Below are 24712 nucleotides of genomic sequence, written 5' to 3'. Positions count from 1 at the left end.
CGCACGGTTTAGATTCGAGATAGTTAGGCTCAAATAAATGCGGTGCAAGGCGTGGGATCGGGACAGTTAGGAGCAAAAAGAGAGGGGGTTACGACTAAGCGGTCGCAACCCCCTCGTGAAAACTCGTTCCCCCTCTAGCTTCCTGCATCTAGCCGGGCAGCTAGTGGGATGGAAACAAAGCTATTTGCCTAACACCTCGTGGGCTGCCCGGAGCACGTGGTCCGTGGTGATGTCGAAGTGCTCGAACAGTTCGTCAGCGGGCCCAACTCCGCCGAAGGTGTGCATTGAAACTGCCTTGCCCGCGTCACCGATGTACTTGATCCACGGGGTGTCCAAACCTGCCTCGACGGACACGCGAGCTTTCACATCCGCGGGCAGTACTGATTCGCGGTATTCCTCATCTTGAGCGTCGAACCATTCCATGCACGGCATCGACACGACGCGGACCTTCACCCCTTCTTCGGTCAGTTTCTCCCGCGCCTCGAGCGCTAACTGCACTTCTGATCCGGAGCCCATCAAGATGATGTCTGGAGTGCCCTCACAGTCTGCGAGCACGTAACCACCTTTAGCCAGGCCTTCGGCAGAAGCCAAGCCTGTGTCTGCACCACGCGCAGGGTTGGGCAGGCCCTGACGAGTCAAAACCAAGCCAACGGGGCCGCGCTGTTCCAAAATGGCCTTCCACGCCTGCGCGGTTTCTGCCGCGTCTGCGGGCCGCACAATGGACAGGTTCGGAATCGCCCGGTACGCCGTCAAGTGCTCAACCGGCTGGTGGGTGGGCCCGTCCTCACCCACACCGATCGAATCGTGGGTCCACACGTAGGTTACGGGCAGGTTCATAATTGAAGCCAACCGAACTGCTCCGCGCATGTAGTCGGCGAAGACGAGGAACGTACCGCCATACACTCGGGTGAGGCCGTTGAGGGCAATGCCGTTCAAAATCCCGCCCATCCCGTGTTCACGCACCCCGAAGTGGAGGTTTCGGCCGTACGGGTTGCCAGAGAACATCTTCGACTGGCGCTCTTCCGGTAGGAACGAGGGATAGTTTTTCATCAACGTGTTGTTCGAACCCGCGAGGTCGGCGGACCCGCCCCACAGTTCGGGAAGCACATCAGCGATCGCGTTCAGCACAGTGCCAGAAGCCGCGCGTGTAGCTAAGGACTTGCCTTCTTCGAAGGTTGGCAGCGCCTTCTCCCAGCCTTCCGGCAGTTCATGCGCGACCAGGCGGTCTAAGAGTTTCGCGTTCTCGGGGTTAGCGTCTCGCCACGCCTCGTACTTCTTGTCCCATTCAGCACGCGCCTGCTGCCCCCGCTGAGCCACATTTTCGCGCGAGTGCTGCACTGCTTCTTCGTCCACGTCGAACATCTTGTCCGGGTTTGCTCCCAGAGCTTCTTTGAGTCCGCGTAGCGCTTCATCTCCAAGCGCGGAACCGTGGATAGAGCCGGTGTTCTGCTTACCCGGGGTGGGCCAGCCGATAATGGTGCGCAGCGCAATGATGGACGGCTTATCCGTCTGCTCTTCCGCACGGGTCAGGGCCTCGTCGAGCGCGTTCACGTCCTCGTGGTATTCGCCCCCGTTATTGGTCCAGTCCACAGTCTGCGTGTGCCAGCCGTATGCCTCGTAGCGTTTCAACACGTCCTCGCTGAAGGAAATGTTGGTGTCGTCTTCAATGGAAATCTGGTTGTCATCCCAAATCAGAATTAGATTCCCGAGGTTCTGGGTGCCCGCCAGCGAGCAGGCTTCGGAGGAGATGCCTTCTTGCAAGCACCCGTCGCCTGCGATTACGTAAACCTTGTGGTCGAACGGGGATTCCCCTTCTGGTGCATCCGGGTCCATCATGCCGCGCACGCGCCGCTGCGCCATCGCCATGCCCACGGAGGCGGCGAGGCCGGAGCCGAGCGGGCCGGTGGTGATTTCCACGAAGTCCGTGTGGCTGTACTCGGGGTGGCCCGGGGTGCGGGAGCCGAACGTGCGGAACTTCTTCAGATCTTCAAGTTCCAGCCCCATGCCCCCTAGGTACAGGCTGATGTATTGCGTCAGGGAGGCGTGGCCGGCGGACAGGACGAACCGGTCGCGTCCGAGCCAGTCTTTATCTTTCGGGTCCAGCTTCATGTGCCGCTGGAACAGTAGGTAGGCGAGGGGCGCGAGGGAGATGGCGGTACCGGGGTGGCCCGATCCAGCTTGTTCCACTGCGTCGCCCGCGAGCGTTTTTGCTGTAATTACCGCGCGAGAATCTAGGTCGGTCCATTCGAGGGACATGTGTAACAACCTCTCTTGTCGTAGGTGTCTCAATGGTCGGTAACCATTGGGTTGGGTTTAATCTCTAGTGTTAGTCGCTGCGCCATCCGCGTCATCAATGTTTAGCGAAGGCACTCACACCCATTTAATTAACATCATTACTGTTAAACATAACATTAGTTGTGATTATCTAGTAGGGCGTGAGTCACGTGTAGTCTCGTTTCCATCCTCTTCAACTAGGAAATGCGTTCTACACTACATTCTAAGCGTCCGTAAAGGTGGGAGTGCGAATTGGACCGGTACGTCAAAGACTTTTTGGATTATCTAACCGTCGACAAGGGCCGCTCACCGAATACGGTTGCTGCCTACGGACGGGACTTGCGCGCGTTCTTGAACTGGCTGCCCATCACTGTGCAAAGCCCGGAAGCAATCACCACGGATCAGCTGACGCAGTTCTTCACGCAGCTCGCTAGTGGAGAGGTGACAGGTAGGCCCATGGCAGCCGCGACGATTAATCGGTATCGCGCATCCGTCCGCGCGTGGCTGCAGTACCTGATTCGCGTGGACGTACTAACTGAGGATCCGAGTGCAGACCTGGAGCCGCGCAAACAAGTGCGTTCACTACCTAAGGCCCTCACGATCGATCAAGTGGGGGAGCTGCTAGCGGCCGCCGCTTCCACGCCGGGTGCGATAGGTCTGCGCGACCGCGCACTACTGGAACTGCTTTACGGAACGGGGGCGCGCATCAGTGAACTCGTTGCGCTGAGCGCGGACGATTTTGACCTTGAGGGCGAGTTCCCGCACGTGCGCCTGTGGGGCAAAGGTTCCAAAGAGCGGTTGGTTCCCCTGGGTAAGTACGCGCGTGAGGCCCTGGTGAACTATCTGCATGCCCGCGGCGAGTTAGCTGCTCGGGCAAAGCAGCAGCCGGTGAGCCACGCGCTTTTTTTGAACAAGCGCGGGCAGCGGTTGTCGCGCCAGAGTGCGTGGGAAGTGGTGCGTAAATGTGCGGATCAAGCCCACGTTGAGGGCGTGTCGCCCCACACGTTGCGACACTCGTTTGCCACGCACTTGCTCGAAGGTGGCGCCTCAATCCGCGACGTACAGGAACTACTTGGCCACGCGTCGGTAACCACCACGCAGATCTACACTAAAGTCTCGATCTCCACCCTGCAGGAGGTTCACGCGACCACGCACCCGCGAGCGCGGTGACCCATGGTTTTTACTTATGCCTTAAACTAGATGTGTGAGCGACGTTCAAACACCTTTAGTGCCAGTTCCCCCTCAAGAGGGTAGTGACCCGGATTTTCCCGTGCCCGAACCTTTAAATGAACACGGGCCGGCGCGAATTATTGCCATGTGTAACCAAAAAGGTGGGGTCGGGAAAACCACAACCACCATTAATTTGGCGGCGGCATTGGCGGAGTACGGGCGTCGCGTTTTAATAGTTGACTTTGACCCGCAGGGTGCGGCGAGTGCTGGTTTGGGGGTAAACGCCCCGGACATGGACCTGACGATTTACAACTTGCTGATGGATTCCAAGGCGCGGATTGAGGACGCGATTGTGGGAACCAAGGTGGATAACCTCGACGTGGTACCCGCGAATATTGACCTGTCGGCCGCAGAAGTTCAGCTGGTTAACGAGGTGGCGCGCGAACAGGCGCTGGCGCGTGCACTGCGTCCGATTACGGATGAGTACGATGTGATTCTTGTCGATTGCCAACCGTCGCTTGGGTTGCTTACCGTGAACGCGCTCACGGCTGCGCACGGCGTGATGATCCCGTTGGAAACAGAGTTTTTCGCGCTCCGTGGGGTGGCGCTCCTGGTGGACACTATTGAGATGGTGCACGACCGGTTGAACCCGCATCTCAAGATCGATGGCGTGCTCGCAACCATGGTTGACACCCGCACGTTGCATGCCCGGGAAGTGCTGGAGCGTTTGGAACAGGCGTTTGGTGACAAAGTGTACGACACGGAAATTCGCCGCACCGTGAAATTCCCCGACGCCTCAGTGGCTACGGAACCGATCACCACGTACGCTCCCACGCACGCGGGTGCGCACGCCTACCGGCGTTTAGCACGGGAAGTTATTGCTCGCGGTGACGCAGCCTAAACAGCCGGCTAACCACACCCAACCTAAACCGCCGGCGGATCCGCTTCAACCTAAGCAACCGGCTGCTCAAACCCAACCTAAGCAACCGGCTGCTCAAACCCAACCTAAGCAACCGGCGTTCGCCGTGGACCTGGAAGTGTTTTCGGGTCCGTTCGACCTGCTGCTGGGGCTGATTTCGAAGCGCGAACTGGATATCACCCAGGTGGCGTTAGCGCAGGTGACCGACGAGTTCTTAGCGTACATGCGGGCATTTCCAAACCTGTCTGCCACGAGTGACTTCCTGGTGGTTGCCGCCACCCTCTTGGACATGAAGGCTCGCTCACTACTGCCCGACGAGCCGACCGGGGAGGAAGAAGAAGATCTGGAGTTCCTCGCGGCACGCGATCTCCTGTTTGCTCGCCTTCTCGAATACCGCGCGTACAAAGAGGTAGCACAGATCCAAGGGGCACTGTTAGAACGCGGCGCCCGATATCACGCGCGGAGCGTTCCCCTCGAACCAAAATTCGCGCAGCTTTTACCGCAACTGAGGTGGGAAGTGAACGGGCCGGAGCTCGCAGTGATCGCCGCGGAGGTACTCACGCGCCAACCCGAACGCGTGACTCTCACGCACCTGCATGACCCGCTGGTGCCCGTTGGCCCTCAAGCGCAAATAATTGTAGAAAAACTTGCCGCAGAGCCACAGCAAACCTTCACGCAACTGTGCGCGGACGCTCCCGATTTAAACACGGTGGTATCGCGATTTTTGGCGCTTTTGAACCTGTATCGCGAACGCGTCGTCTGGTTCGAACAAGCGGCGGCCCTCGAACCCCTACACGTACACTTGTCCTCAGGTCGGGCTGACAAGGAAACCACCTGGCTGCGGGGCATGGATGAATTCGGGTGAGGTACCAGACTCGTCAAACCTAGTTCGGGTGAGGAGCCACGCTCGTCAAACGCAGCTTGGGCCGCTACACTAGAAACGGAGTTATTGGCGGGAGGTCAACACTAGATGCAACAAGCCAACACGCTGCGATCCCTGTCGGGCAACGAGCTCGCAGGTGCCCTCGAAGCAATTTTAATGGTCGTAGATCAACCGGTTTCACAAACCGATCTTGCGCGCGCACTCGAGGTAGACGTGGAAACCGTGCAGCAGTGCCTGCAAGGCCTCGCACGCGAATACGAAACTCAAAGCCGCGGGTTTGAACTGCGCAACATCGCCAACGGGTGGCGAATCTACTCAGCGCCCCGATTCGACCCCCTAGTATCCCAGTTCATCGTGGGAACAGGAACGCAAAAACTCTCGCGCGCAGCCTTAGAAACGCTGGCGATAATCGCTTACAAACAACCAATCACCCGCGCGCGCATTCGCGAGATCCGCGGGGTGAACGTTGATTCTGTGGTGCGCAACCTGCAGGCCCGCGGGCTCGTTACGGAAGATGGGCAAACCCTCACGGGCGCCAGCCTGTACCGCACCACAAACGAGTTCATGGAACGCATGGGGATTGCGTCCCTTGACGAACTCGCTCCGCTGGCACCCCACTTGCCCAAACGCGACGAACTGTCAGAAATATCAAAAACTTTGGAGGAAAAGTGAGAAAAGATCCACACGTGAAAAACGGTGTGCGGCTACAGAAGGTTATTTCCCAAGCCGGTATCGCTTCTCGGCGGCATGCGGAAACAATGATCACGTCGGGGCGCGTCACGGTTGACGGACAAGTTGTTCGCAAACTTGGAACCCGCGTCGACCCGACGAAACAGGTGATCCACGTGGACGGAGACCGGCTCATGCTAGACGAGGACACGCTCACGATCGCGTTGAATAAGCCAATGGGAGTTGTCTCCACCATGGATGATCCGCAGGGCCGCGAATGCCTGTCGGACTACACCACTGAGTACTCCCAGCGCCTGTTCCACGTGGGCCGGTTGGATACAGATACGGCGGGCCTGATCCTGCTCACTAATGATGGGGAACTGTCACACCGCCTAATGCACCCCTCCTACGAGGTTCAAAAGAAATACGTAGCCACCGTGTCGGGGGACGTCCCGCGCGGGCTGGGGAAACGCCTGAAACGCGGCGTCGAGCTGGAAGATGGGCCCGTAACAGTGCACGATTTCCAGATTACAGACCACTACGGCGACCTCACTTTGGTCGAGCTTACGCTGCATGAAGGCCGCAACCACATCGTGCGCCGCCTCATGGAAGAAATGGGATTTCCGGTGATTGAACTGGTGCGCACAGAGTTTGGGCCCGTGAAAATCGGGCGGCTACACCCGGGCGTTACCCGGAAGGTGGAAGGGGACGTGCTGCAAGAACTGTACCGGTGCGTGGGGCTATAACAGCAACCGTGCACGCCGCGGTTGTGGAATTGTCGGTGCGTGGATGGCGGATTGTCACGGAGGGATAAGACTGTGAAAGATGAAGTTACGATTGATGCGATGGCGCATGAGGCCCACGCGTTGGGTTTGGTTGTGGCGATCGACGGGCCCTCTGGCAGTGGGAAGTCGACGATTGCCCGTAAGCTGGCTACGCTGCTTGACGGCGAGTACCTGGATACGGGCGCGATGTACCGGGCGTTGGCGTGGTATTGCATGGAGAACGACTTGATTGGTGACGCCGAGGCGGTAGCCGGGGCAGCAGATTCGTTTCCGCTCGCGATTTCGACCGATCCTAATGAGTTTCGCGTGCTCGTTGGGGCTACGGATGTGACCGATGAGATCAGGTCGCAGGCCGTTACCGAGAACGTGTCTACCGTGTCCACAAACGTGTCTGCGCGCGAGCGGTTAGTTCGGCGCCAGCAGGAGATTATTGCCACCAGTGAGGCGTCGGGCGTTCCCATTGTCGTTGAGGGCCGCGACATCACTACGGTGGTAGCACCGCAGGCACCGGTGCGGCTGCTGTTGACGGCTTCCCAGAAAGCGCGTTTGAATCGGCGTACTAAACAGTTGCACGACGGTGAATCTGATGAGGCGCTTGAGGCGCAGACACGCGCACAGGTGGTGGATCGGGATGCGAAGGATTCTACGGTAGTTAATTTCACGTCGGCCGCTGAGGGAGTAGCGACGCTGGATTCGTCGGCACTGAGTGTGGACGAAACTATGGATAGTGTGCTGGACCTGGTGATTGAGAGGATCCAGGAACTGCAGGCTAAGCGCGTTGCGGAAGATAACCGGGCCCGAGCTATGCGCGCGAGCCTGGATGCGTACGAGTTAAGTGATAATGACGCCGCGGTTTTGGATGGGCAGGCGCCAGCTGATGGGCAGGAGCAATCGCATGCGGGCGCACCTGTCTTGGCGGTGATTGGCCGGCCGAACGTGGGTAAGTCCACGCTGGTGAACCGCATTTTGGGGCGGCGCGCTGCCGTGGTGCAAGACCAGCCTGGAGTTACTCGTGACCGGGTTTCGTATCCGGCGAACTGGGCGGGTAAGGATTTCACATTGGTCGATACCGGTGGTTGGGATGCGACCGTGAAAGGTTTAGATAAGGAGGTGGCGCTGCAGGCCGAACTGGCGATTGAGATGGCGGACGCGGTGCTGTTCGTGGTGGACGCTTCGGTTGGGGTGGCGGATTCGGATGAGCGTCTAATCCGTTTGTTGCGCCGCAGTGGTAAACCAGTGGTGCTGGCGGCTAACAAGATTGATTCTGAAGCCCAAGAGGCGGATGCCGCGATGTTGTGGTCGCTTGGTTTGGGCGAGCCGATTGCGGTGTCAGCCCTGCATGGGCGGGGCAGCGGGGACCTGCTGGACCGTGTGGTGGATGTTTTACCGAAGGAATCTGCGGTGGCACCCGCCCTTCCTGAAGGTGGGCCGCGGCGGATAGCGCTGATAGGCCGGCCGAACGTGGGGAAGTCGAGTTTGTTGAACCAGTTAGCGGGTGCGCAACGCGTGGTGGTGCACGATATGGCGGGAACCACCCGCGACCCGGTCGATGAGCTGATTGAGGTAGATGGGCGGCCCTGGTGGTTTGTCGATACCGCGGGGGTGCGGCGGCGGCTACACCGCTCGACGGGCGCGGACTACTACGCGGCTTTGCGTACGCAAGCGGCCCTGGAAAAAGCAGAGGTGGCGCTGGTGCTCCTGGATGCGTCGGTGGAGTTAACAGAGCAGGACGTGCGGATCGTGCAGCAGGCCGTGGATGCGGGTCGCGCACTCGTTTTGGTTAACAACAAGTGGGATAAGGTGGATGTCGATCGGCAGGCGCAGTTTAAACGCGAAGTTGCGCGGGATCTTCATCAGGTGAGTTGGGCACCGCGCGTAAACATTTCTGCGGCTACGGGGTGGCACACTAACCGGCTGGTGCGCGCAATTGACCAGTCGCTACTTGGGTGGCAAACGCGAATCTCGACAGGAAAGCTGAACTCGTTCCTCGGTGAACTGGTAGCAGCTAATCCGCACCCGGTGCGGGGTGGTAAACAGCCGCGAATCTTGTTTGGCACACAGGTATCGAGCCGTCCCCCGCGGTTCGTGCTGTTCACTACCGGATTTTTGGATCCGGGGTACCGGCGGTTTATCGAACGGAAGTTACGGGAACTGTGGGGCTTCCCGGGCACGCCCATTCAGATAAGTGTGCGTGTGAGAGAGAAGCGGCGTAAGTAAACCGAGCGATCGGAAAACGTTGGATTCCAGACGATGTAGATGTAGATGAGTTGTGAGGCTTGCAAGGGTTGGACGCAGGCGAAGCACATTTGGATTTGGTATAGCGTAGGCGGGCTATCGGGCGACGGGTGAGTTCGCCTTGCCCGTCCCATGGTGTGCACCCGTTGCGCCGAAGGGTATCCGAACCGTGCGAGGAACCGTGCGAAGCAAAACTGCCTCGGAGCCTGTCATGATGTAAGCTGTTGAAAAATAGGAGTAGCCCTAGGGGATCGTAAAAAACGGTCTCCGAGGGCTTCGCCGCGTCGGGGAAAGAAGTTTGCTGCCGATGAGGGTGGGACAACGGTTAGCGATCAACCACCGGCAAGTAGAATAGGATGAACTGGTTAAATGACTGCCCCGTTGTGAGGAAGATTCATGAAGACTTTAAAGAACGGTCTGATCGCTATAGGACTTTCTTTGACCTTGCTGATCAGTAGCGTAGGTTTTACTTCCACTGCAGTTGCGGATGAGGTTAGTCCTAATGCCGAAATAACGCTAGAAGCACAGCAGCCGGTAAGTTCTTCCGATAAATCGGCTCAAGACCCACTCGTGGAAGAGCGCGGGGCAAGAACTTGGGTCCTTAAGCACGCGCTGAAAGGTATCGCTGGAATGATACGTTCTGGCGGTAGCCAGTTCGTAAATCTAGGAGCAAAATTCGATGGAATCTGCGGACTACCTAAAACGGATTGATTCTCTAGAGAATGAGGTGGCAAGTCTCAAGGATGTGCTGTTGACTCTAGTTGGTTGTGTGCAATATAGCGCGGATAAGCCTTATGATGCTTACCTGTGCAGGATGTTTCTTAGCAACACGGAACGTGTCAATCTGACACTCATCCTCGGTGGTATCACGACACGTTTGAAAGGTGAGAAGCACAGTGCGAAACCAAAAGCTCCCCTCGCCGACAACGCTTCCTTAATGGCAGCATATGATGACGAACCGATGTCAGTCCCGGAAGCTATTGATCTGCTTTCCCAGGTTGTGGGATCCGCTAACGCGGCGGGTGTTTTGACCGCATTCAATCAGCAGTACCAAAACGGGCTTGAGTTTGGCTGACACGAAAACTGCTTTAGCGTTAGCGAGTATCCGAACCGTGCGAGGCAAAGCCGCCTCGGAGCCTGTCATGATGTAGGTGGTTGAAAAATAGGAGTAGCCCCAAGGAACCCACTCACCGGGAACCTTTGGGCTTCGCCGCGTCGGGGAAAGGGACGCGCGCTGATGCCGAAGCGACCTGCGCGTCCCTGCTCCCCAAACCTCACCCACAACCGCTTCTGCGAGCAGCACGCCGAAGCTGAGGACGAACGCTACCGGCGCTTCCAACGTGACCCGAAGATCAACCGCAGATACGGCGCCAGCTGGCGGAAGATCCGCGCCTACATCACCGCCCCGCCCTCTGTGTGAGGTTGGGGGCTCTCCATCTCTCGGGTTTTCGGCTGATCAGCAGGCAGGGCCCACCGCGCACAAAGTTTCCGAATCAAACGGGGGATTACCCCTCATGCTGATTATTTGCGGACCTTGCGTCGTTTCTTTTTCTTATTTTCTTGTTGGCCAATCACAACAAAACAGGCAAATCCTGCGAACCACAGAGGCACAGTGAGTAGCAGGTTTCTCGCGTAGTTGTCGGTGAAAATAATCAAAACGTCCGCAATGGAGGCTATGCCCAACAATCCGATGCCCAGCCATGTCAATAAGTCGCCGTGTGATGTCTTCTTTCTCTTGCCCACAAGGCAGTATCCTACCTGAGGAGACATCCATATGGTGAAAGATGGTACGAATCGTGATGGCCTGCGGGTGCGGGCTGGTGCGAAATCGGATGCGTTGAATGAGAAGCTCGCCAAGGGGCGCCCTGCCACACGCCTGGAAGACCCGACAATTGACCCGCTCGATTTCCAAGGTGGCAATATTGGCGAGGGCGCCGCGCTGGACGGTACGGAGATGCCGGAGCCTTCCGAATACCTGTCTGAGGTTCAGCGTGATGGTAAGCCGCTGGATTTGCTGGCATATCCAATCAGGAATTCGATGCAGGCTGGCATTAGTTGCGTGCGCGGTGGGAAACAGTTTGCGTTCCTGGATTTGGTGAAACAAGTCGAACGGGAACGCTCATGATGTTGACGTTGGGTTCGTTGTTTGACGGCTCAGGAGGATTCCCACTCGCCGCACTCTACGTGGGCATCGAGCCAATATGGGTCTCAAAGATTGAGCTCCTGCCCATCTTGGTCACCACGAAGCGCCTACCGAAGGTGCAGCACCTGGGTGACGTGAACGCGATCTACGGCGCGGATGTTGAGCCGGTGGACGTGATTACTTTCGGCAGTCGGTGCCAAAATCTCTCCGTCGCTGGAAAACACTTCCAAGCCGTCCTCACCTCGCTTGTCCAGGTCGCAGAGCCGGAGGCGCCCACTGTACCTATCCCTAGAAAAGACTGGCCGACAGCGGGAGTGCTTGTGGTTGGTGGATTCTCGGTTGCGTGGCGGGTGTTGGATGGTCAACACTTCGGAGTGCCCCAACGTCGCCGCCGCATCTTCCTTACCGCAGATTTTGTAGGCCAACGTTGCCCCCGAGGTTCTTTTTGAGCCCCAGAGCAGCATCAGGGATACTCACGCGGGCTGCTGGTGCTGTAAGCGGTAGCCATTCCCGGGGATTTCGGGGGTGAGATTCGGGGATGAAACCTTTTGACACGGGCGCAGCTGAATGTGTCTAATTAAACCACCAGCTTTTAGGTAGCCAAGGTGTTGCATAAATGATGGTTCCCTGCAGCAAGCACCAACGCGCGCTGCGGAACAGAGGCTTCCAGCATCTGAGCTGGCAGTGAGACACACAAAGAGGAAGAATCACGAGTATCAAAAAGGACGCTATCGTTCTGGTTTCCAGTTGCGTTCTGGTTTTTCAAGGCGCAACGTTTGCTGTAGCGGACGAGATTGCTGAACCTGTCCAGTCAAGTTCAGCGAGTTATCAGCAGTCTGCGGGAACGCTTACGTATATTGATGCGCGTTCAATGCTCTTCACCCCAGCAGACGGTGTTGACATTGATCTGACGAACCTGACCGTTTCACAGAACGGAATGACTGAGCAGTTACCTGTGACTGCTGTTGATGTTACTGGTGCTCCTGTCCACGTGAAATACGCCAAGATTGAGAACGGTCTTCTCATCTCAGTTTCCGAACTGTATCAAACGCGAAGTGTGGGTAAGTGCCTCGCCGGGATAGGTGGTGGAACTGTGACGGGTGCAGGAACTCTTGGGCTTGGCGGAGCTGCGGTTGGAACTGTTACCGTGCCAGTTATTGGAACTGTTTCAGGCGGACTTCTAGGCAGTATCGTTGGCGGTATTGGAGGTGGGTTAACCGGTGTGGCAACGTTCTGCTGGTAAGCGACGGATCGTGTGTTACCTGTGCGGATCCATCGGTTTCGCGCTCGCTTCAGTGGTTGTTTTTATGCTGTTGGGAAGAACCGTGTTTAAGGCAACAGTACTCAATCCGATTCTTCTTTTCGGAGTCGGCTTAACGTTTGTTGTTTCCCTGACACAACTGCGAGGACAACAGAAAGAATGACCATTAGTTAGCGGCGCGCTAACGCGAACTGAGGGACTTCGATGAGTAATCGGAGTGGCCTTGCTCCTAGATGGGCACCTGCGTGTATGTGTAGGTGCCCATCTTCATGTCTGTTCTTTTAGGGGATGAAGATGGGTTTTCTTGATTGGCTGCGTGGCGAATCGAAACGTCCTACCAAGGATCAAAAGGATAAAAAAATGGATTTGGCAAACAATGCAACAGGAAGAGCTGTTGGTAAATGATCTAAAGTCTATGACAATGCAGCGAATACCTGTAAAGTGAAGGCCGACACAGGAAAGCTCGTTACCTTGAAGTAGAGTTTGCTTTTGCATTGAGTGTGAAGGCGAGAAACAGCATGAAAACTCTAGCAAGAACTGCGGCGATCATAAGTTTAGCCTTACTTGTATTGATTGCTCTTAGCGCTCACGCTGCAACAATTGCGGGTGTTACTTTAGTGACCACTACTTTGCCGATGGTTGCCCATCTTCTCGCTTTCCCTCTCATTGTTTGTCTGGGGCTAATATTCCTGTGTTTGGCGGCTCTTGCAGTAGTGGCGTTGCGCAGAGGTCTGACGGGTAGTGTCAGCAGATTCTGGATTGTTTTTTGGCTGGGCGTTTGTGCTACAGCCTTGTTGTATGGCTCATTGTTATTTTATGGATCCGGCAGTAAGACTTCATCTTTGACAAATCAAAATAACGTCACAGTTCTGGAATGGAACGCACTTAATAGCGGGGATCCAGAGCAGTTTAGTGACATGATCAACCAATTTGATCCGGATGTTTTCGTTTTACCTGAACTGGGCGATTACGCCACGCCGAGCGGGACTAGATTGACTGACCTGCTGCGTCAGTCAGGCAACGCCCCGGAAAACTATTCTCTTTTCACTTCACACTCTCATGGTGAGATAGCCCCTGTGACGGTCATTGTGAAGAAATCTTTGGGTGAATATACGGCCAAAGAGGGGGATCTGGCCACGTTCGGCTCCATCGTCCTGACCCCGCGCTATGCCAAGTCTGATTTGCCAGTGATCATCGGTATTCACACAGCGCCTCCACTTCCCGGGCTAATGCAGACATGGCGAAATGACCTGCAACGGATACAGCAATATGCTTCTGAGCGTTCAGGAGATCGTGTCATCATCGCGGGAGATTTTAATGCACAGATCTATCATGGTTCTTTAGCCGAGCTTTCTGGCTACACCGACAGCAAACCCAGCATTTTTGGCGGCACTTGGCCTAAAAGCGCCCCGAGTGTGTTGAGAGCCCACATTGATCACATCCTGGTGTCAGAAATCTGCAAAGTCAAAGCGTCGCAGTACTATGAAGTCCAAACATCAGACCACATAGCCTTAGTCAGTTTTATCTCCTGTCGAACCACAACATAGAACAGACAATCTTCATAATGCCTGACACTTTTGGCACATATGTTTCTATAACTCTGATTCTTTTAGGGGATGAAGATGGGTTTTCTTGCTTGGCTGCGTGGCGAATCGAAACGGGAAGCGTCCGATCATTTGATTGGGCCTGGCTATTCGTTCTTTTACGGGACGACCTCGTCGTGGCGTGCGGTTACGGAACGCAGCGCGATGCAGATGACGGCGGTGTATACGTGCGTGCGCATCCTTGCGGAGGCGATTGCTGGGCTACCACTATACGTCTACCAGCAGAGCGCTGATGGTGCGAAGGTGAAGGCTACGACAGATGGCTCCGATTTTGCTAGCGCACCGACCACGTGTGTCAGAAATCGAACTCATTTCCCTGCTCAAGTAATTGGCCACCAGCGTGTTCATCCCGGTACCCGGGACCCCACTTGACGCGACACTCAACTAAACACTGCCTCTGCTCAATAGTCCAAGGCAGGCAGCCATCCCTACACAAGACCCCCAACGAGCGCATCAACCGCGAGATCAGGCGCAGTGCCGACGCCGCCGGCGTCTTTCCTCCGCCGACAAGCCCTTATCCACCCAGTAGGCGCGTCCTAGCCGAGCAGAACGACGAGTGGATCGAAGAGCGCCGCGATTTCGGCCTGGACATCCTCGCCCAATGCCACAACACCGCCACCAGCATCATCAACGGAGACACCATTGACGCAGGGAAGGAGACCGGGTCCAACCGCCTCGAGATCACCGACGGATACACCACTACAGGTATTGACAAACGGGTCAGGTGTCGCTTTGAATAGTTCTTGTGTGAATTGAATCATAAAATCCTAGTATTTCACCCAATTCACACTTCGCACATTCGGATGGAGATTATTGTGAACTCGACGATCATTGCTGAGGAGAAGCATTTCGCGGACTTGTCAGCTGTGGCTCCGGGTGGCTGGTCCTGCTCGTGCCGCTGCTGGTGCTGGGTCAACATTTTCAATCTTTAATGCTGGCCGGATGCTGGTGCACGATTTCGCGCACCAGCATCCGCACAACTTAATACAGCGCTCGCATTGCATGAGAGCTATAGAAGGTATAAAGAATATGACCCGCGAAGAAAGAATAGCATTTGCTGACAAAATAATTGCATCTTTGGTAGATGTCAAAAAAACTTATAATTCTACCGATGTCGTTGACGGGGTCTCCTTTGATTTATTCGGGGGAAAGACTACTGTCCTTGTTGGGCCAAATGGATCCGGCAAGACGACCACCATGGAAATGCTTGTAGGACTTCGGTCGATGAGCGAAGGATTGGCAACTATTGCGGATATTCCAGTGGTTCCTGGCGGCGAGCATCGATTCTATACGGGCATACAGCTCCAAAGCTCCGGCCTACCTTCGAGGATTAAGACAAAGGAAGTAATCCGGGCGGTCGAGTGTCTCTACGCCGATCCTAGTGACTGGGAACCCATGGCCGCCGACCTCGGTGTCGACAGCTACCTCGACGCCTTTGTTGATAACCTGTCCGGCGGAGAGCGCCGACGCCTCGACATTCTTTGCGCTGCTATTGGCCGGCCATATCTTTTGGTGCTTGACGAGCCTACCTCTGGTGTCGACCCAGAGGGGCGTGCCATCGTTTGGGACTTCGTACATTCACTGAGCGCCAAGGGGTGCGCGATTCTTGCATCTACTCACGATATGGCGGAAGCCGAGGCATTTGCGGACGACTTACTCGTGATGGCTCATGGAAAGATCCGACTCAGGGGTAGCGTTGACGAGGTTCTTGCCAGCCTTGGTGGCAACCGCCGATTACGCCTCACGCAAATAAACAGGCGCGTTCAAGAGCTTGTCGAGCAATCTGGTCTTAAGCACGGTCGAACCGGATCGGCTGTAGTCGTGATTGGCGAGGCTGAGGAGATTTCAGAACTATCCAGGCGCATCACCGAGGAAGACACGGGCGCAGACGTTCTTGCGGGACCTGTCCGCCTGGAAGACGTCTTTGCAGTAGTCGCAGGAATGGACGCAACGGCAGGAGGTGAGCTTCAATGACACGCCACGATAGAGCTGGTTCTCATCTCGCGATTCTCAAGGTGTGGTACCGCCAAGAACTGGTGCTTCTGTTTAGGGAGCCTGTAGCCGTGTTTTTTTCTCTTGCGTTCCCCTTAGTTATTTATCTTTTCATCGGCGTACCTTACGCAGAAGAATTAATTCCCGATACCCGGATTAAGTTTATTGACATGATGTTTCCATCTCTGATCGGAACGGTGGCCGCAAATCTCCTTCTGATGGGGCTTCCGATCTATGTGGCTGAGCTTCGAGCGAGGCAAGTCGATAAACGGTATCGGGCGTTGCCCTTATCCGGTCTACATGTTGGGGCAGCTATTATTTTGGCGATGCTCACATTGACGATAGTGGCCGCGGCCTTCATCGTCGCCATCGTCGGGCTCCGGCACGGATTGCGCCCGGAGGTGGCTTCACCCCTATTCATTTTGCTTAACCTTGGATTTATTGCGTTCCTGTGCGGCGTGGGATTCTATCTTGGTACACTGCCGTTCGGCACTCGGACTATCAATGCGTTGACAGCAGCTGTTTTCTTCATTACGTTTTTCGGTTCTGGTGCGGCCGCACCCCTCGACGCTTTGCCCAAAATGGTCCAGAACATTCTCGAATGGAACCCTCTGAAAATTTGGTTTGACGCTCTCGTAGCTGTATATACCAATTCTCCTTTCCCTAAAGGTGGAGCATGGAAGATTACAATCACCCTAGTCGTATCACTCGTTTTAGTCTTGATCGGCCTCAAAAATTGGCGCAGAACGGAGTAACCATGCCCGCAACATCTCCCCTAAAGATGAAGGAATCTTCGCGGCTAACAATTAAGGAATATAACAGGGATATTCCCTGGCTCGGCGTTTCGCATACGAACCAAGAATGGCGTTCCATTATGGATATGCTGGACGCATATAGTCCATTTGGTGAGGTGAGGACGGTCTTAAGTTCGCTTCGCCCAGGAATCGGTTTCTACGGCTATCAGGGCTCAGCAACAGCGATGTCACTCGATCACGTGTTGCAATGCATTATTGGGCTACCTGCGCTACCATCCGGGTTGGATAGAGATATTTACGGCGGTGGGAAGGGCCTAACAATCGAGGATTCAGTTCTGTTGTCCCTCGGGGAGGCTATTGAGAGTATGATCGGGGCGTTTTCGTCGATCACGTCGCAAACAGACGCGATTGAAAGATGGGCGTCGGCGGACGAAATCGAACGCGCAGGAGAGAAGTTCATCGGTCCCGGCGATATTCGGCTCTTCGCTCCTGAACAGTTCGAGGATAGAAACTTCCTCTGCGAAGAATGGCGTAATGACGCCAAACTCCTGTGGATACGTGGAACGAACCTCCTGACGGACGAGCAAATATACGTTCCGTCACAGCTTGTACACCTATTCTATATTCGTCAGTCTGGTGAGGCGCGGATTGGCGTATCGAGTTCTGGTGGCCTTGCCACTACCCCCCTCGAAGAAATCGTCGCTGAAATCGCCGATAAACAAGGCATGCACGCTGCCATGCATCGCTACCTCAACGAACTCAACAACACCAGCAAGAGGATGATCTATTAGAGTTCAGCCCGCGCATCTGGCACGTCCTCATCGACCACGCCACCATCGAAGCCGACGGGGCGATCAGCTTCACGTTCAAAGACGGCACCACGATCGACGTATGACACCGGCTTCCGCCAGGACACCCTCGACGCACAGTAGCGTTGAGGGTATGGCTCTTCCCGAACTCGATCTCGCCCGCATCCGCCGTTGGTGCGGTGCCCGCGTACCCAAACACCTGTGGAACCAACTCAAGGTCGAAGCCGACGTTACTGACTGGCATGTCACCATCGTCGAAGTGCGCCCATCATGGGATGGGCAAGGCGAACCCACTCGCTTCCCGATAGCTCGTTTGCGTTACACCAAATCCACGAAACTCTGGTGCCTGTATTGGCGAGACCGCCACTTGAAATTCCACGCCTACGACATCGAGCTCTCGCCGCTCGTTGATGACCTGCTGGACTATATCGAGAACTGCGGCGACCCCATCTTTTTCGGGTAAAACTCCAGGTCACACAGTGTTGCCCCCAGTCCAAATCTAAATGCACCCACCTGGCACCCACCAAAGGGCAGCGTAAGAACGTATCAACAACCGCATCGTAGGGAATCCGCTGTTTACACATAACCTACAAATTCACAGCAGTCTTGTTAGACTCAACACGACTGATGTTAATTGGTGTGCCGAGGAGGGTTCATTACCATGTCTGAGAATCTGAAGCGACTGTCAGAGCTAGGCGTATCCATATGGCTGGACGATCTATCTCGTAAACGTTTACGAACTGGGGATTTGCAAGAGCGCATAGATAAGGATTACGTAGTAGGGGTTACCACTAATCCCGCTATCTTTTCTAAGGCAATTGGGAAAGGGGAAGACTACACTGAGCAGGTGCGCGAGCTTGCTGCGGCAGATGCGACGGTAGAGGATGCTATCTTCGCAATGATCATCGACGATGTGCGAAAAGCTGCAGACGTGTTAACGCCAATTTGGGAACGTACCGGCGGGCAGGATGGCCGAGTGTCTATTGAGGTTGACCCGCGTTTTGCTGCGAAGACTACCGAGACAATCGAGCAGGCGCAGTTGCTATGGGATCGGGTTGACCGTCCGAACACGATGATTAAGATTCCTGCCACCGAGGCCTCGCTGCCGGCAGTTACCGAGGCTACTGCCCGGGGAATCAGCGTGAACGTGACGCTCATTTTTTCCGTACCACAGTACCGCAAGGTAATTGACGCGTACATGCAGGGTCTGGAAACCGCGCTTGAGCGGGGTGTTGAGATTACGCAAATCCACTCCGTGGCGTCGTTTTTCGTTTCCCGCGTCGACACACTGGTTGACGCAAAGCTCGACGCATTAGGAACGCCTCAGGCCGCAAATCTACGTTCGCGCCTCGGAGTGGCTAACGCTCGGTTGGCCTACGAGGAATACGAGAACTCGCTGACCTCAGACCGGTGGAAGGCACTCACCGCGGCGGGCGCTAATCGGCAGCGGCCGCTGTGGGCTTCGACAGGGGTAAAAGACCCGAAGCTGCCAGACACGCTCTATGTGGATGAGTTAGCGGTTCAAGATACCGTAAACACAATGCCAGAAGCCACCTTGCGTGCTGCAGCGGAACAATCGCAAGTTCACGCGGATGCGGTCACTATGCATTACCAGCAATCGCACCAGTATTTCGAGATGCTCGCTGAACTCGGGATTGACTTCGACGCGGTTGCAGCGCAGCTGCTCGATGAGGGAGTCAAGAAATTCGAGGTCGCTTGGAATGAACTGCTGGAGAACGTCCAGGCGGCTCTGACACAAGCAAAATAACTATGGTTAGACGTACTGGCCACAGAACCTGTGCTCGCATGCCTGGAACTTTGGGCAGATTATTTGCATGTAACTAAAGTCGCTTTCGCACGTGGGAAATGGATTGGCATTACGCCTACTGGGTGGGCTAAACTAAAACCCGTTGCGAAAGCAACTTCGGGCTGTGGCGCAGCTTGGTAGCGCACTTGACTGGGGGTCAAGGGGTCGCAGGTTCAAATCCTGTCAGCCCGACTCAATTTTGGATGCAGATCGTGTCAAATAGACGAACAGTTCCTCGGTGCTGAGTGATTTACTTATTTACCGTGACTTATTTGATTGCTTTTCGAACAAGCCTTCTTACCGAAATAGGCTTAAAATAGTGTGCGTATCAGAGTCGATCAGATAGGGAAGTAACTAGTTTCGCGGTTGTTAACCCTACGAAAGGCATTAGTTATGCGAAAAAGAGCCTGGCGGTATTTGTGCACAGCAATCGCGTGTGTAGCACTCGCGCTGCCACTGTCGGCATGCTCGGATAGTGGGCACACGCGTTTGAATTTTGTTTTTAGTAAACGCGAAGCGATTCCGTTTATGCACCAAGTGGTAGCGGACTACAACAATGCCCACAAGTACGTGACTGTTGTGATGGACACGTCCGGGGTAGACCCAATGTCAGCCAGTTTTGTGCGAGGAAACCCGCCCGATGTTGCACTTGCTAACTACAACATGGAAACAGCGCGGTTCGTGGAGCGGTGCACCCTTTCAGACTTGTCCGATTTCGCGCCCACCGCCAAGATTAACCCAGACCTCACGCCCCTCATGAAGCAGTACGGCGAGTGCGAAGGGCGGGTGAGTGCACTTCCGTACTCAATCATGGCGTCGGCAGTAATCTACAACAAAGACACGTTCGCAAAATACAATCTGCAGATTCCAAAGACGTGGGATGAACTGATTGAGGTGTCGCAGAAGCTTAAAGATAATGGTGTCACCCCGTTTTACGGTACGTTTAGCGCGGCAGAAGGGTGGACTATTGGCCAAGGGTGGTTTGATTATTCTGTAGGCGGCTCCCTTGACGTTTTACAGTTCTTTGATGCCCTCAAGGCTGAGGGAGAGCATGTGAATGCGCATTCTAAAGTTTCTTTTGAAAAAGATTTCGCGCAACCAGTGAAGAAGATGCGTTACCTAGCGGATAACTTCACTAACTCCGACGCGTTTTCACGCTCCTACGGTGATGGGAATACCAATTTTGCAAAAGGGAAGGCCGCGATGCTGATGCAAGGCCCATGGTCGTTCAGTGAGATCGCTAAGACTAATCCCGATCTGAACCTAGGTACTTTCCCTCTGCCCATGACAAACGATCCGAGTGACCTGAAAGTTCGGGTTAACGTAGACTTAGCGGGCTGGATCCCTCAGGCGTCAAAACACAAAGCTCAGGCAAGGCAGTTCCTCGAATACCTATACAGCCCAGGCGTAATTGAAAAGTACAACGCGTCCCAATTAGGGATCGTACCGATCGACGGGGCGAAGCAAACTCAGGACGAGCGGATTCAAGGGGCAATGCACTACTACAACGAAGCTAAATTTTACCAGGGTCCGTCCGTGCTGATAGATAAAACGATCCCGGTGTTCAACTACACGCAAGAGATGCTGTTGAGCGATCAGCCAAATAAGCTCTTGCAAACGCTTGACGAAGACTGGGCGCGTTTAGCGTCACGGCGGTAAGAAAAGAGGCGACATGATGTCCACTGAATATGCTCCAGCGGCTACGCCGGGCCGCAGCAAATCGGCTCGCAGCAAACCGGTTAGTTCCAAGCAGGGGCGCAAGAAGCACCGGCGCCTATCAGTAGAGCCAATCTACTGGTTTTTCTTGCTCCCCACGTTGATACTGATCACGCTGGTGATCACGGTGCCTGCAATAGTCGGATTCTTCTTTGGGCTCACCAACTACATTGGGGTAGGGGAATGGGACTTTATCGGACTGGCGAACTACAAGACCTTATTCGCCGATCCAGCGATCCGACAAAGCTACTTCTTCACCCTCGGGTTCTCGCTGGTGACCGTCATTATCGTGAACATTATTTCCTTCTTACTTGCGGTTGGGTTAACCGCGAAGATAAAGTTCAAAGTCACCCTCCGAGCCGTGTTCGTTCTCCCAATGGTGATTTCTGGCATCATCATTGCGTACGTGTTCAACTTCCTGTTCTCCACCACGCTGCCGAACGTTGGGCAGGTTCTGGGGATAAGCTGGTTGGAACAAAGCATCCTCAGTGACCCAAACTGGGCGTGGCTCGCGGTCGTGATCGTAACTGCATGGCAATCAATGCCGACCATGCTGCTGATTTACATTGCGGGCCTACTGTCAATCCCCACGGATGTGTACGAAGCCGCCGCGATTGATGGAGCCTCAAGATGGCAGCAAATGATGCGCATAACGCTGCCGCTCGTGTTCGGATACGTGGTTATCAATATTGTGATTGGGTTTAAGAACTACCTGAACTCCTACGACATTATTGTGGGACTCACTGGGGGCGGGCCGGGTACGGCAACCCGCTCGGTCGCCCTCACTATTATCACTGGGTTTTTCGGTGGGGACTACGCCTACCAGATGGCGAATGCCACAATATTTTTCATCCTGGCGATTGCCCTGGCGATACTGCAACTGTCGCTAACGCGTGGAAGGAATGCGATCTAAAATGTCCGCACACACACAAACACTGTCAAGCCCCTCGTCGTCCGCGCGCAGACAAAGAGCGGGCAGCGTAAAAACCCGCAAAGAGCGCGTAAACTGGTCCACCACCATAGTGCTGATCCTGTGTTCGGTCACGGTGATCCTCCCGTTCTTCGTCGCTATTTCAATGGCGCTTAAAACCACGGGCCAGGCGGTGGACGGCAAAGCATTCTCAATGCCAAACCCGTTCAGCCTGGAAGGTTTTACGCAAGCGTGGTCGCTCACGGATTTCCCTAAGGGCGCGTTCGTGTCCGTGTTCGTAACTGCCGGCACGGTGGTGTGCACCATTATTTTGGCGGCCATGGTTGCGTACGCGGTGGTGCGCAACTGGGAGAAACGGTTTTTCCGCTACTCGTTTTTCTACATCATGGCGATGATGTTCATCCCATTCCCCGTAGTCGCTTTACCACAGATCCAAATGACCGGCCGGTTGCATTTAGATAACCCCGTGGGCGTGGTGGTGTTGTCCACCATGTTTCAGATGGCGTTCAGCGTAATGCTGTTTACCGCGTTCTTGAGGTCCATTCCACTGGAGTTAGAAGAAAGCGCGCGGATCGATGGCGCCACCACGTGGCAAGTGTTTTGGAAACTGATTATGCCACTGCTTACCCCGATGGCTGCCACCGTGGGGATCTTCGCGTTCTTGTACGCGTGGAACGACTTCATGCTGCCGTCCCTCATGATTTCTGACCCCCAGTGGCAGACACTACCGGTGCGGCAAAACCAGTTCCAAACCCAGTTTTCCAACAACTACAACATTGCGTTTGCGTCGTATTTGATGGCGATGGCCCCGGCGATTGTGGCGTACTTGTTTTCACAGCGCTGGGTAATGGCAAGTGTCACCCAGGGCGCTGTGAAAGGTTGATGCTTACTGCGCTGCCCGAATCCACACGGTGGTTTCACCGGGGATCTGTGTAGCAGAGTCGGTGGAACGCACGAGCGGTTGGGTGGATAGCACCACGTCTTCTAGACGCGAATTTGCTTCCGTGTCTGGGCTGGTAGTTTGAGGCAGTTCGATGGGGCCGGAACCGAAGTTCGTGACGCACACCCATCCGCCGGGGCGCTCAAATGCGAGTACGTTGTTTGTGCACAGGTCTTCGCACCACTGTAATGTTTCGTCGCCCTCCATGGCGGCGCGCCAGGCCAGGGCTGCGCGGTAGAAATGCAAGAACGACCCACTGTCCGCCTCTTCAGTTTCTACGCTGAAGTTCGCGAACCAATCTGGTTGCGGTAGGTGTGCTTGCGCGGTGCTGAAGCCGAATGCGGGGCGCTCCTGCGTCCATGGGATGGGTACGCGGCAGCCGTCACGCCCAATCTGCGTGGCTTGTGTGCGGAAGTACGTGGGGTCTTGCCGCTCGGCGGGCATGATTTCAACCACCTCGTGCAATCCCAGTTCCTCACCCTGGTAAATGTAGGCAGATCCTGGGAGGGCAAGCATGAACGCGGTTGCGGCTTGAGCGCGGCGCGCACCTTTCTCGCGGTCCAAGTGCGGGTGCTTGCCACCGGAGAGGAGCCATTCAGATTCTGGGCCCGGTTCGTTGTCGAGCACGCTTCCGGCCGTGTGTTTTGAGGGTGGGAGCCCGTAGCGGGTGGGGTGGCGCACCACGTCGTGATTGTTCAGTACCCACGTGCTCGAAGAACCTGAGGTTTTAGCTAGTTTCAGGTTGTGCGTAACGATCTGCCGGAACTCACCTGCATCGAAGTTCGCTTTTAGCAGGTCGAAGTTGAAGGCTTGTCCCAGGCTCTGCGGGTTTGCGTAGCGGGGAATCCGATCGGGATGCACCCAGGCTTCTGCCACGGCGGTGCGGGGTGGGTCGTATGAGTTAAATACTTCCCGCCACGTGGCGTAAATATCCTGCACGTCGTCGCGGTCCCACAGGGGGTGTTTACCGTCGTGAGGGAGGGCATCTAACTGCTCTTGGGTGGGCAGGATTTCCGGGAGGTCTTTTGCCAACCCATGGGCCACGTCGATGCGGAAGCCGTCGACTCCACGGTCAGACCAGAAGCGGAGGGTTTCTAAGAACTCTTCTTTCACCTCTGGGTTGCGCCAGTTCAGATCCGGTTGTTCCCGCGCGAAGAAATGGTAGTACCACTGGCCGTCCTCAACTTGGGTCCAGGCGCGCCCACCGAACGTGGATTCCCAGTCGGATGGCGGCAGTTCGCCGTGTTCGCCGCGTCCGTCGCGGAAGATGTACCGGTCGCGTTCTGGTGATCCGGGGCCGGCAGCAACGGCTTCTTTGAACATTTGGTGCCGGTTAGACGTGTGGTTTGGCACGATGTCAATAATGATGCGAATACCACGTTCGTGTAGTTTCGTGGCGAGTTCATCGAAGTCTTCGAGCGTACCGATGCGCGGGTCTACGTCCCGGTAGTCGTCCACGTCGTAGCCACCGTCAGCGAGTTGGGAGGGGTAGAACGGGCTGAGCCAGACGGCGTCGATCCCGAGTTTTTCTAGGTAGTCGATTCGCGAAATGATGCCTTGGAAGTCTCCAATTCCGTCGCCGTTACTGTCTTGGAAGGAGCGGGGGTAGATTTGGTAGACGACTGCTTGCCGCCACCAGTTCGGGTCGCTGGAGTCAAACCTGCGTTTTGCGGTGGGGGTTGGTAGTACGAACTGTGTCATTTCACTGCCTCGTTCTAAAACTAGGGGTCACGAACTGTTCTCACTCAAGTTTACGTGTCCACTTGGTTGGGTGCGTAGTTGGGCTTGGGTTTTGGGTGGTCAGCCAGGATTGGGATGG

Annotated in this window: 25 protein-coding genes, 1 tRNA gene and 2 pseudogenes; 23 read left to right on the top strand and 5 right to left on the bottom strand. The window is 55.4% G+C overall.

Translation table 11 applies throughout. The annotated features are described in order from the left end of the window. Positions 1-180: 180 nt before the first annotated feature. The gene (tkt, locus tag CJ187_RS03200; RefSeq protein ID WP_102215784.1) at positions 181-2256 is read right to left on the bottom strand and encodes a transketolase; all 2076 of its coding nucleotides are present in this window, start codon (positions 2254-2256) and stop codon (positions 181-183) included. 270 nt (positions 2257-2526) lie between these two features. Here tkt and CJ187_RS03195 point away from each other — a divergent pair, with 270 nt between their 5' ends. From CJ187_RS03195 to CJ187_RS03155, 9 genes and pseudogenes are all read left to right on the top strand, one after another. After that, on the top strand, positions 2527-3444 hold the full coding sequence (locus tag CJ187_RS03195; protein WP_102215785.1) for a site-specific tyrosine recombinase XerD: 918 nt from the start codon (positions 2527-2529) through the stop codon (positions 3442-3444). 34 nt (positions 3445-3478) lie between these two features. Next, positions 3479-4345 (top strand): ParA family protein, encoded by an 867-nt coding sequence (locus CJ187_RS03190; protein ID WP_102215786.1) that lies wholly within the window; start codon positions 3479-3481, stop codon positions 4343-4345. Then, positions 4332-5228: a segregation/condensation protein A gene (locus CJ187_RS03185; RefSeq protein WP_233187281.1), complete on the top strand. Its 897-nt coding sequence runs from the start codon at positions 4332-4334 to the stop codon at positions 5226-5228. The genes CJ187_RS03190 and CJ187_RS03185 overlap by 14 nt, the downstream gene beginning before the upstream one ends. A gap of 105 nt (positions 5229-5333) precedes the next feature. Next, on the top strand, positions 5334-5918 hold the full coding sequence (gene scpB / locus CJ187_RS03180; protein WP_102215787.1) for an SMC-Scp complex subunit ScpB: 585 nt from the start codon (positions 5334-5336) through the stop codon (positions 5916-5918). Next, entirely contained in the window at positions 5915-6661 is a 747-nt protein-coding gene (locus tag CJ187_RS03175) for a pseudouridine synthase (protein WP_102215788.1), read from the top strand. Before scpB ends, CJ187_RS03175 begins: the two co-directional genes overlap by 4 nt. A 99-nt stretch (positions 6662-6760) precedes the next feature. Next, positions 6761-8917 (top strand): ribosome biogenesis GTPase Der, encoded by a 2157-nt coding sequence (gene der, locus CJ187_RS03170; protein WP_233187347.1) that lies wholly within the window; start codon positions 6761-6763, stop codon positions 8915-8917. 414 nt (positions 8918-9331) lie between these two features. Further along, the gene (locus CJ187_RS03165) at positions 9332-9646 is read left to right on the top strand and encodes a hypothetical protein (RefSeq protein ID WP_146003040.1); all 315 of its coding nucleotides are present in this window, start codon (positions 9332-9334) and stop codon (positions 9644-9646) included. Continuing rightward, positions 9615-10010 (top strand): competence protein ComFB, encoded by a 396-nt coding sequence (locus CJ187_RS03160; protein WP_102215789.1) that lies wholly within the window; start codon positions 9615-9617, stop codon positions 10008-10010. The genes CJ187_RS03165 and CJ187_RS03160 overlap by 32 nt, the downstream gene beginning before the upstream one ends. Positions 10011-10172: 162 nt before the next feature. After that, a pseudogene (locus CJ187_RS03155) lies at positions 10173-10346 on the top strand (HNH endonuclease); the annotation flags it as partial. Between the two features lie 110 nt (positions 10347-10456). Here the strand turns inward: CJ187_RS03155 and CJ187_RS03150 are convergent. Further along, on the bottom strand, positions 10457-10678 hold the full coding sequence (locus tag CJ187_RS03150; protein ID WP_102215790.1) for a hypothetical protein: 222 nt from the start codon (positions 10676-10678) through the stop codon (positions 10457-10459). 31 nt (positions 10679-10709) lie between these two features. On the opposite strand from CJ187_RS03150, the pseudogene CJ187_RS03145 reads away from it, so the two are divergent. From CJ187_RS03145 to CJ187_RS03125, 5 genes and pseudogenes are all read left to right on the top strand, one after another. Continuing rightward, positions 10710-10943, top strand: a pseudogene (locus tag CJ187_RS03145) (terminase); the annotation flags it as partial. A 113-nt stretch (positions 10944-11056) separates the two neighbouring features. Beyond that, positions 11057-11527, top strand: coding sequence for a DNA cytosine methyltransferase (locus CJ187_RS03140; RefSeq protein ID WP_233187282.1), 471 nt, complete (start codon positions 11057-11059; stop codon positions 11525-11527). Positions 11528-11949: 422 nt separating this feature from the next. Next, positions 11950-12321: a hypothetical protein gene (locus tag CJ187_RS03135; protein WP_102215791.1), complete on the top strand. Its 372-nt coding sequence runs from the start codon at positions 11950-11952 to the stop codon at positions 12319-12321. Positions 12322-12857: 536 nt separating this feature from the next. After that, positions 12858-13886 carry an endonuclease/exonuclease/phosphatase family protein gene (locus tag CJ187_RS03130; RefSeq protein ID WP_102215792.1) on the top strand — a complete coding sequence of 343 codons (1029 nt, stop codon included), beginning with the start codon at positions 12858-12860 and terminating at the stop codon, positions 13884-13886. Between the two features lie 75 nt (positions 13887-13961). Beyond that, a complete protein-coding gene (locus CJ187_RS03125) occupies positions 13962-14315 on the top strand; it encodes a hypothetical protein (protein ID WP_284667885.1) in 354 nt (117 codons plus the stop codon). 164 nt (positions 14316-14479) lie between these two features. On the opposite strand, the gene CJ187_RS03120 is transcribed toward CJ187_RS03125, so the two are convergent. Further along, a complete protein-coding gene (locus CJ187_RS03120) occupies positions 14480-14704 on the bottom strand; it encodes a hypothetical protein (RefSeq protein WP_102215793.1) in 225 nt (74 codons plus the stop codon). Positions 14705-14727: 23 nt separating this feature from the next. Then, a complete protein-coding gene (locus CJ187_RS03115) occupies positions 14728-14862 on the bottom strand; it encodes a hypothetical protein (protein ID WP_269843560.1) in 135 nt (44 codons plus the stop codon). A gap of 83 nt (positions 14863-14945) precedes the next feature. Between CJ187_RS03115 and CJ187_RS03110 the strand changes: the two genes are divergently transcribed. From CJ187_RS03110 to CJ187_RS03070, 9 genes are all read left to right on the top strand, one after another. Further along, complete coding sequence (locus CJ187_RS03110; RefSeq protein ID WP_233187283.1) at positions 14946-15917, top strand: ABC transporter ATP-binding protein; 972 nt, start codon at positions 14946-14948, stop codon at positions 15915-15917. Then, a complete protein-coding gene (locus tag CJ187_RS03105) occupies positions 15914-16690 on the top strand; it encodes an ABC transporter permease (protein ID WP_102215794.1) in 777 nt (258 codons plus the stop codon). The genes CJ187_RS03110 and CJ187_RS03105 overlap by 4 nt, the downstream gene beginning before the upstream one ends. Then, positions 16612-17481 carry a YcaO-like family protein gene (locus CJ187_RS03100; RefSeq protein WP_102215795.1) on the top strand — a complete coding sequence of 290 codons (870 nt, stop codon included), beginning with the start codon at positions 16612-16614 and terminating at the stop codon, positions 17479-17481. The genes CJ187_RS03105 and CJ187_RS03100 overlap by 79 nt, the downstream gene beginning before the upstream one ends. 151 nt (positions 17482-17632) lie before the next feature. Then, a complete protein-coding gene (locus tag CJ187_RS03095; protein WP_102215796.1) occupies positions 17633-17962 on the top strand; it encodes a DUF3024 domain-containing protein in 330 nt (109 codons plus the stop codon). A 198-nt stretch (positions 17963-18160) separates the two neighbouring features. Beyond that, a complete protein-coding gene (tal, locus tag CJ187_RS03090) occupies positions 18161-19267 on the top strand; it encodes a transaldolase (protein WP_102215797.1) in 1107 nt (368 codons plus the stop codon). A 157-nt stretch (positions 19268-19424) separates the two neighbouring features. After that, positions 19425-19498, top strand: a tRNA-Pro gene (locus CJ187_RS03085). A 201-nt stretch (positions 19499-19699) separates the two neighbouring features. Beyond that, positions 19700-20965: an ABC transporter substrate-binding protein gene (locus tag CJ187_RS03080; protein ID WP_102215798.1), complete on the top strand. Its 1266-nt coding sequence runs from the start codon at positions 19700-19702 to the stop codon at positions 20963-20965. A 13-nt stretch (positions 20966-20978) separates the two neighbouring features. After that, positions 20979-21935, top strand: coding sequence for a carbohydrate ABC transporter permease (locus CJ187_RS03075; protein ID WP_199171046.1), 957 nt, complete (start codon positions 20979-20981; stop codon positions 21933-21935). Position 21936: 1 nt separating this feature from the next. Beyond that, on the top strand, positions 21937-22836 hold the full coding sequence (locus CJ187_RS03070) for a carbohydrate ABC transporter permease (RefSeq protein ID WP_102215799.1): 900 nt from the start codon (positions 21937-21939) through the stop codon (positions 22834-22836). A gap of 3 nt (positions 22837-22839) precedes the next feature. On the opposite strand, the gene CJ187_RS03065 is transcribed toward CJ187_RS03070, so the two are convergent. Beyond that, entirely contained in the window at positions 22840-24594 is a 1755-nt protein-coding gene (locus CJ187_RS03065; RefSeq protein ID WP_102215800.1) for a glycoside hydrolase family 13 protein, read from the bottom strand. Between the last annotated feature and the right edge of the window lie 118 nt (positions 24595-24712).

The sequence above is a fragment of the Gleimia hominis genome (assembly GCF_002871945.2).
GTDB classification, from domain to species: domain Bacteria; phylum Actinomycetota; class Actinomycetes; order Actinomycetales; family Actinomycetaceae; genus Gleimia; species Gleimia hominis_A.
Note: the sequence above shows the minus strand (reverse complement) of the source record. Positions and strands in the feature narration are given on the sequence as shown.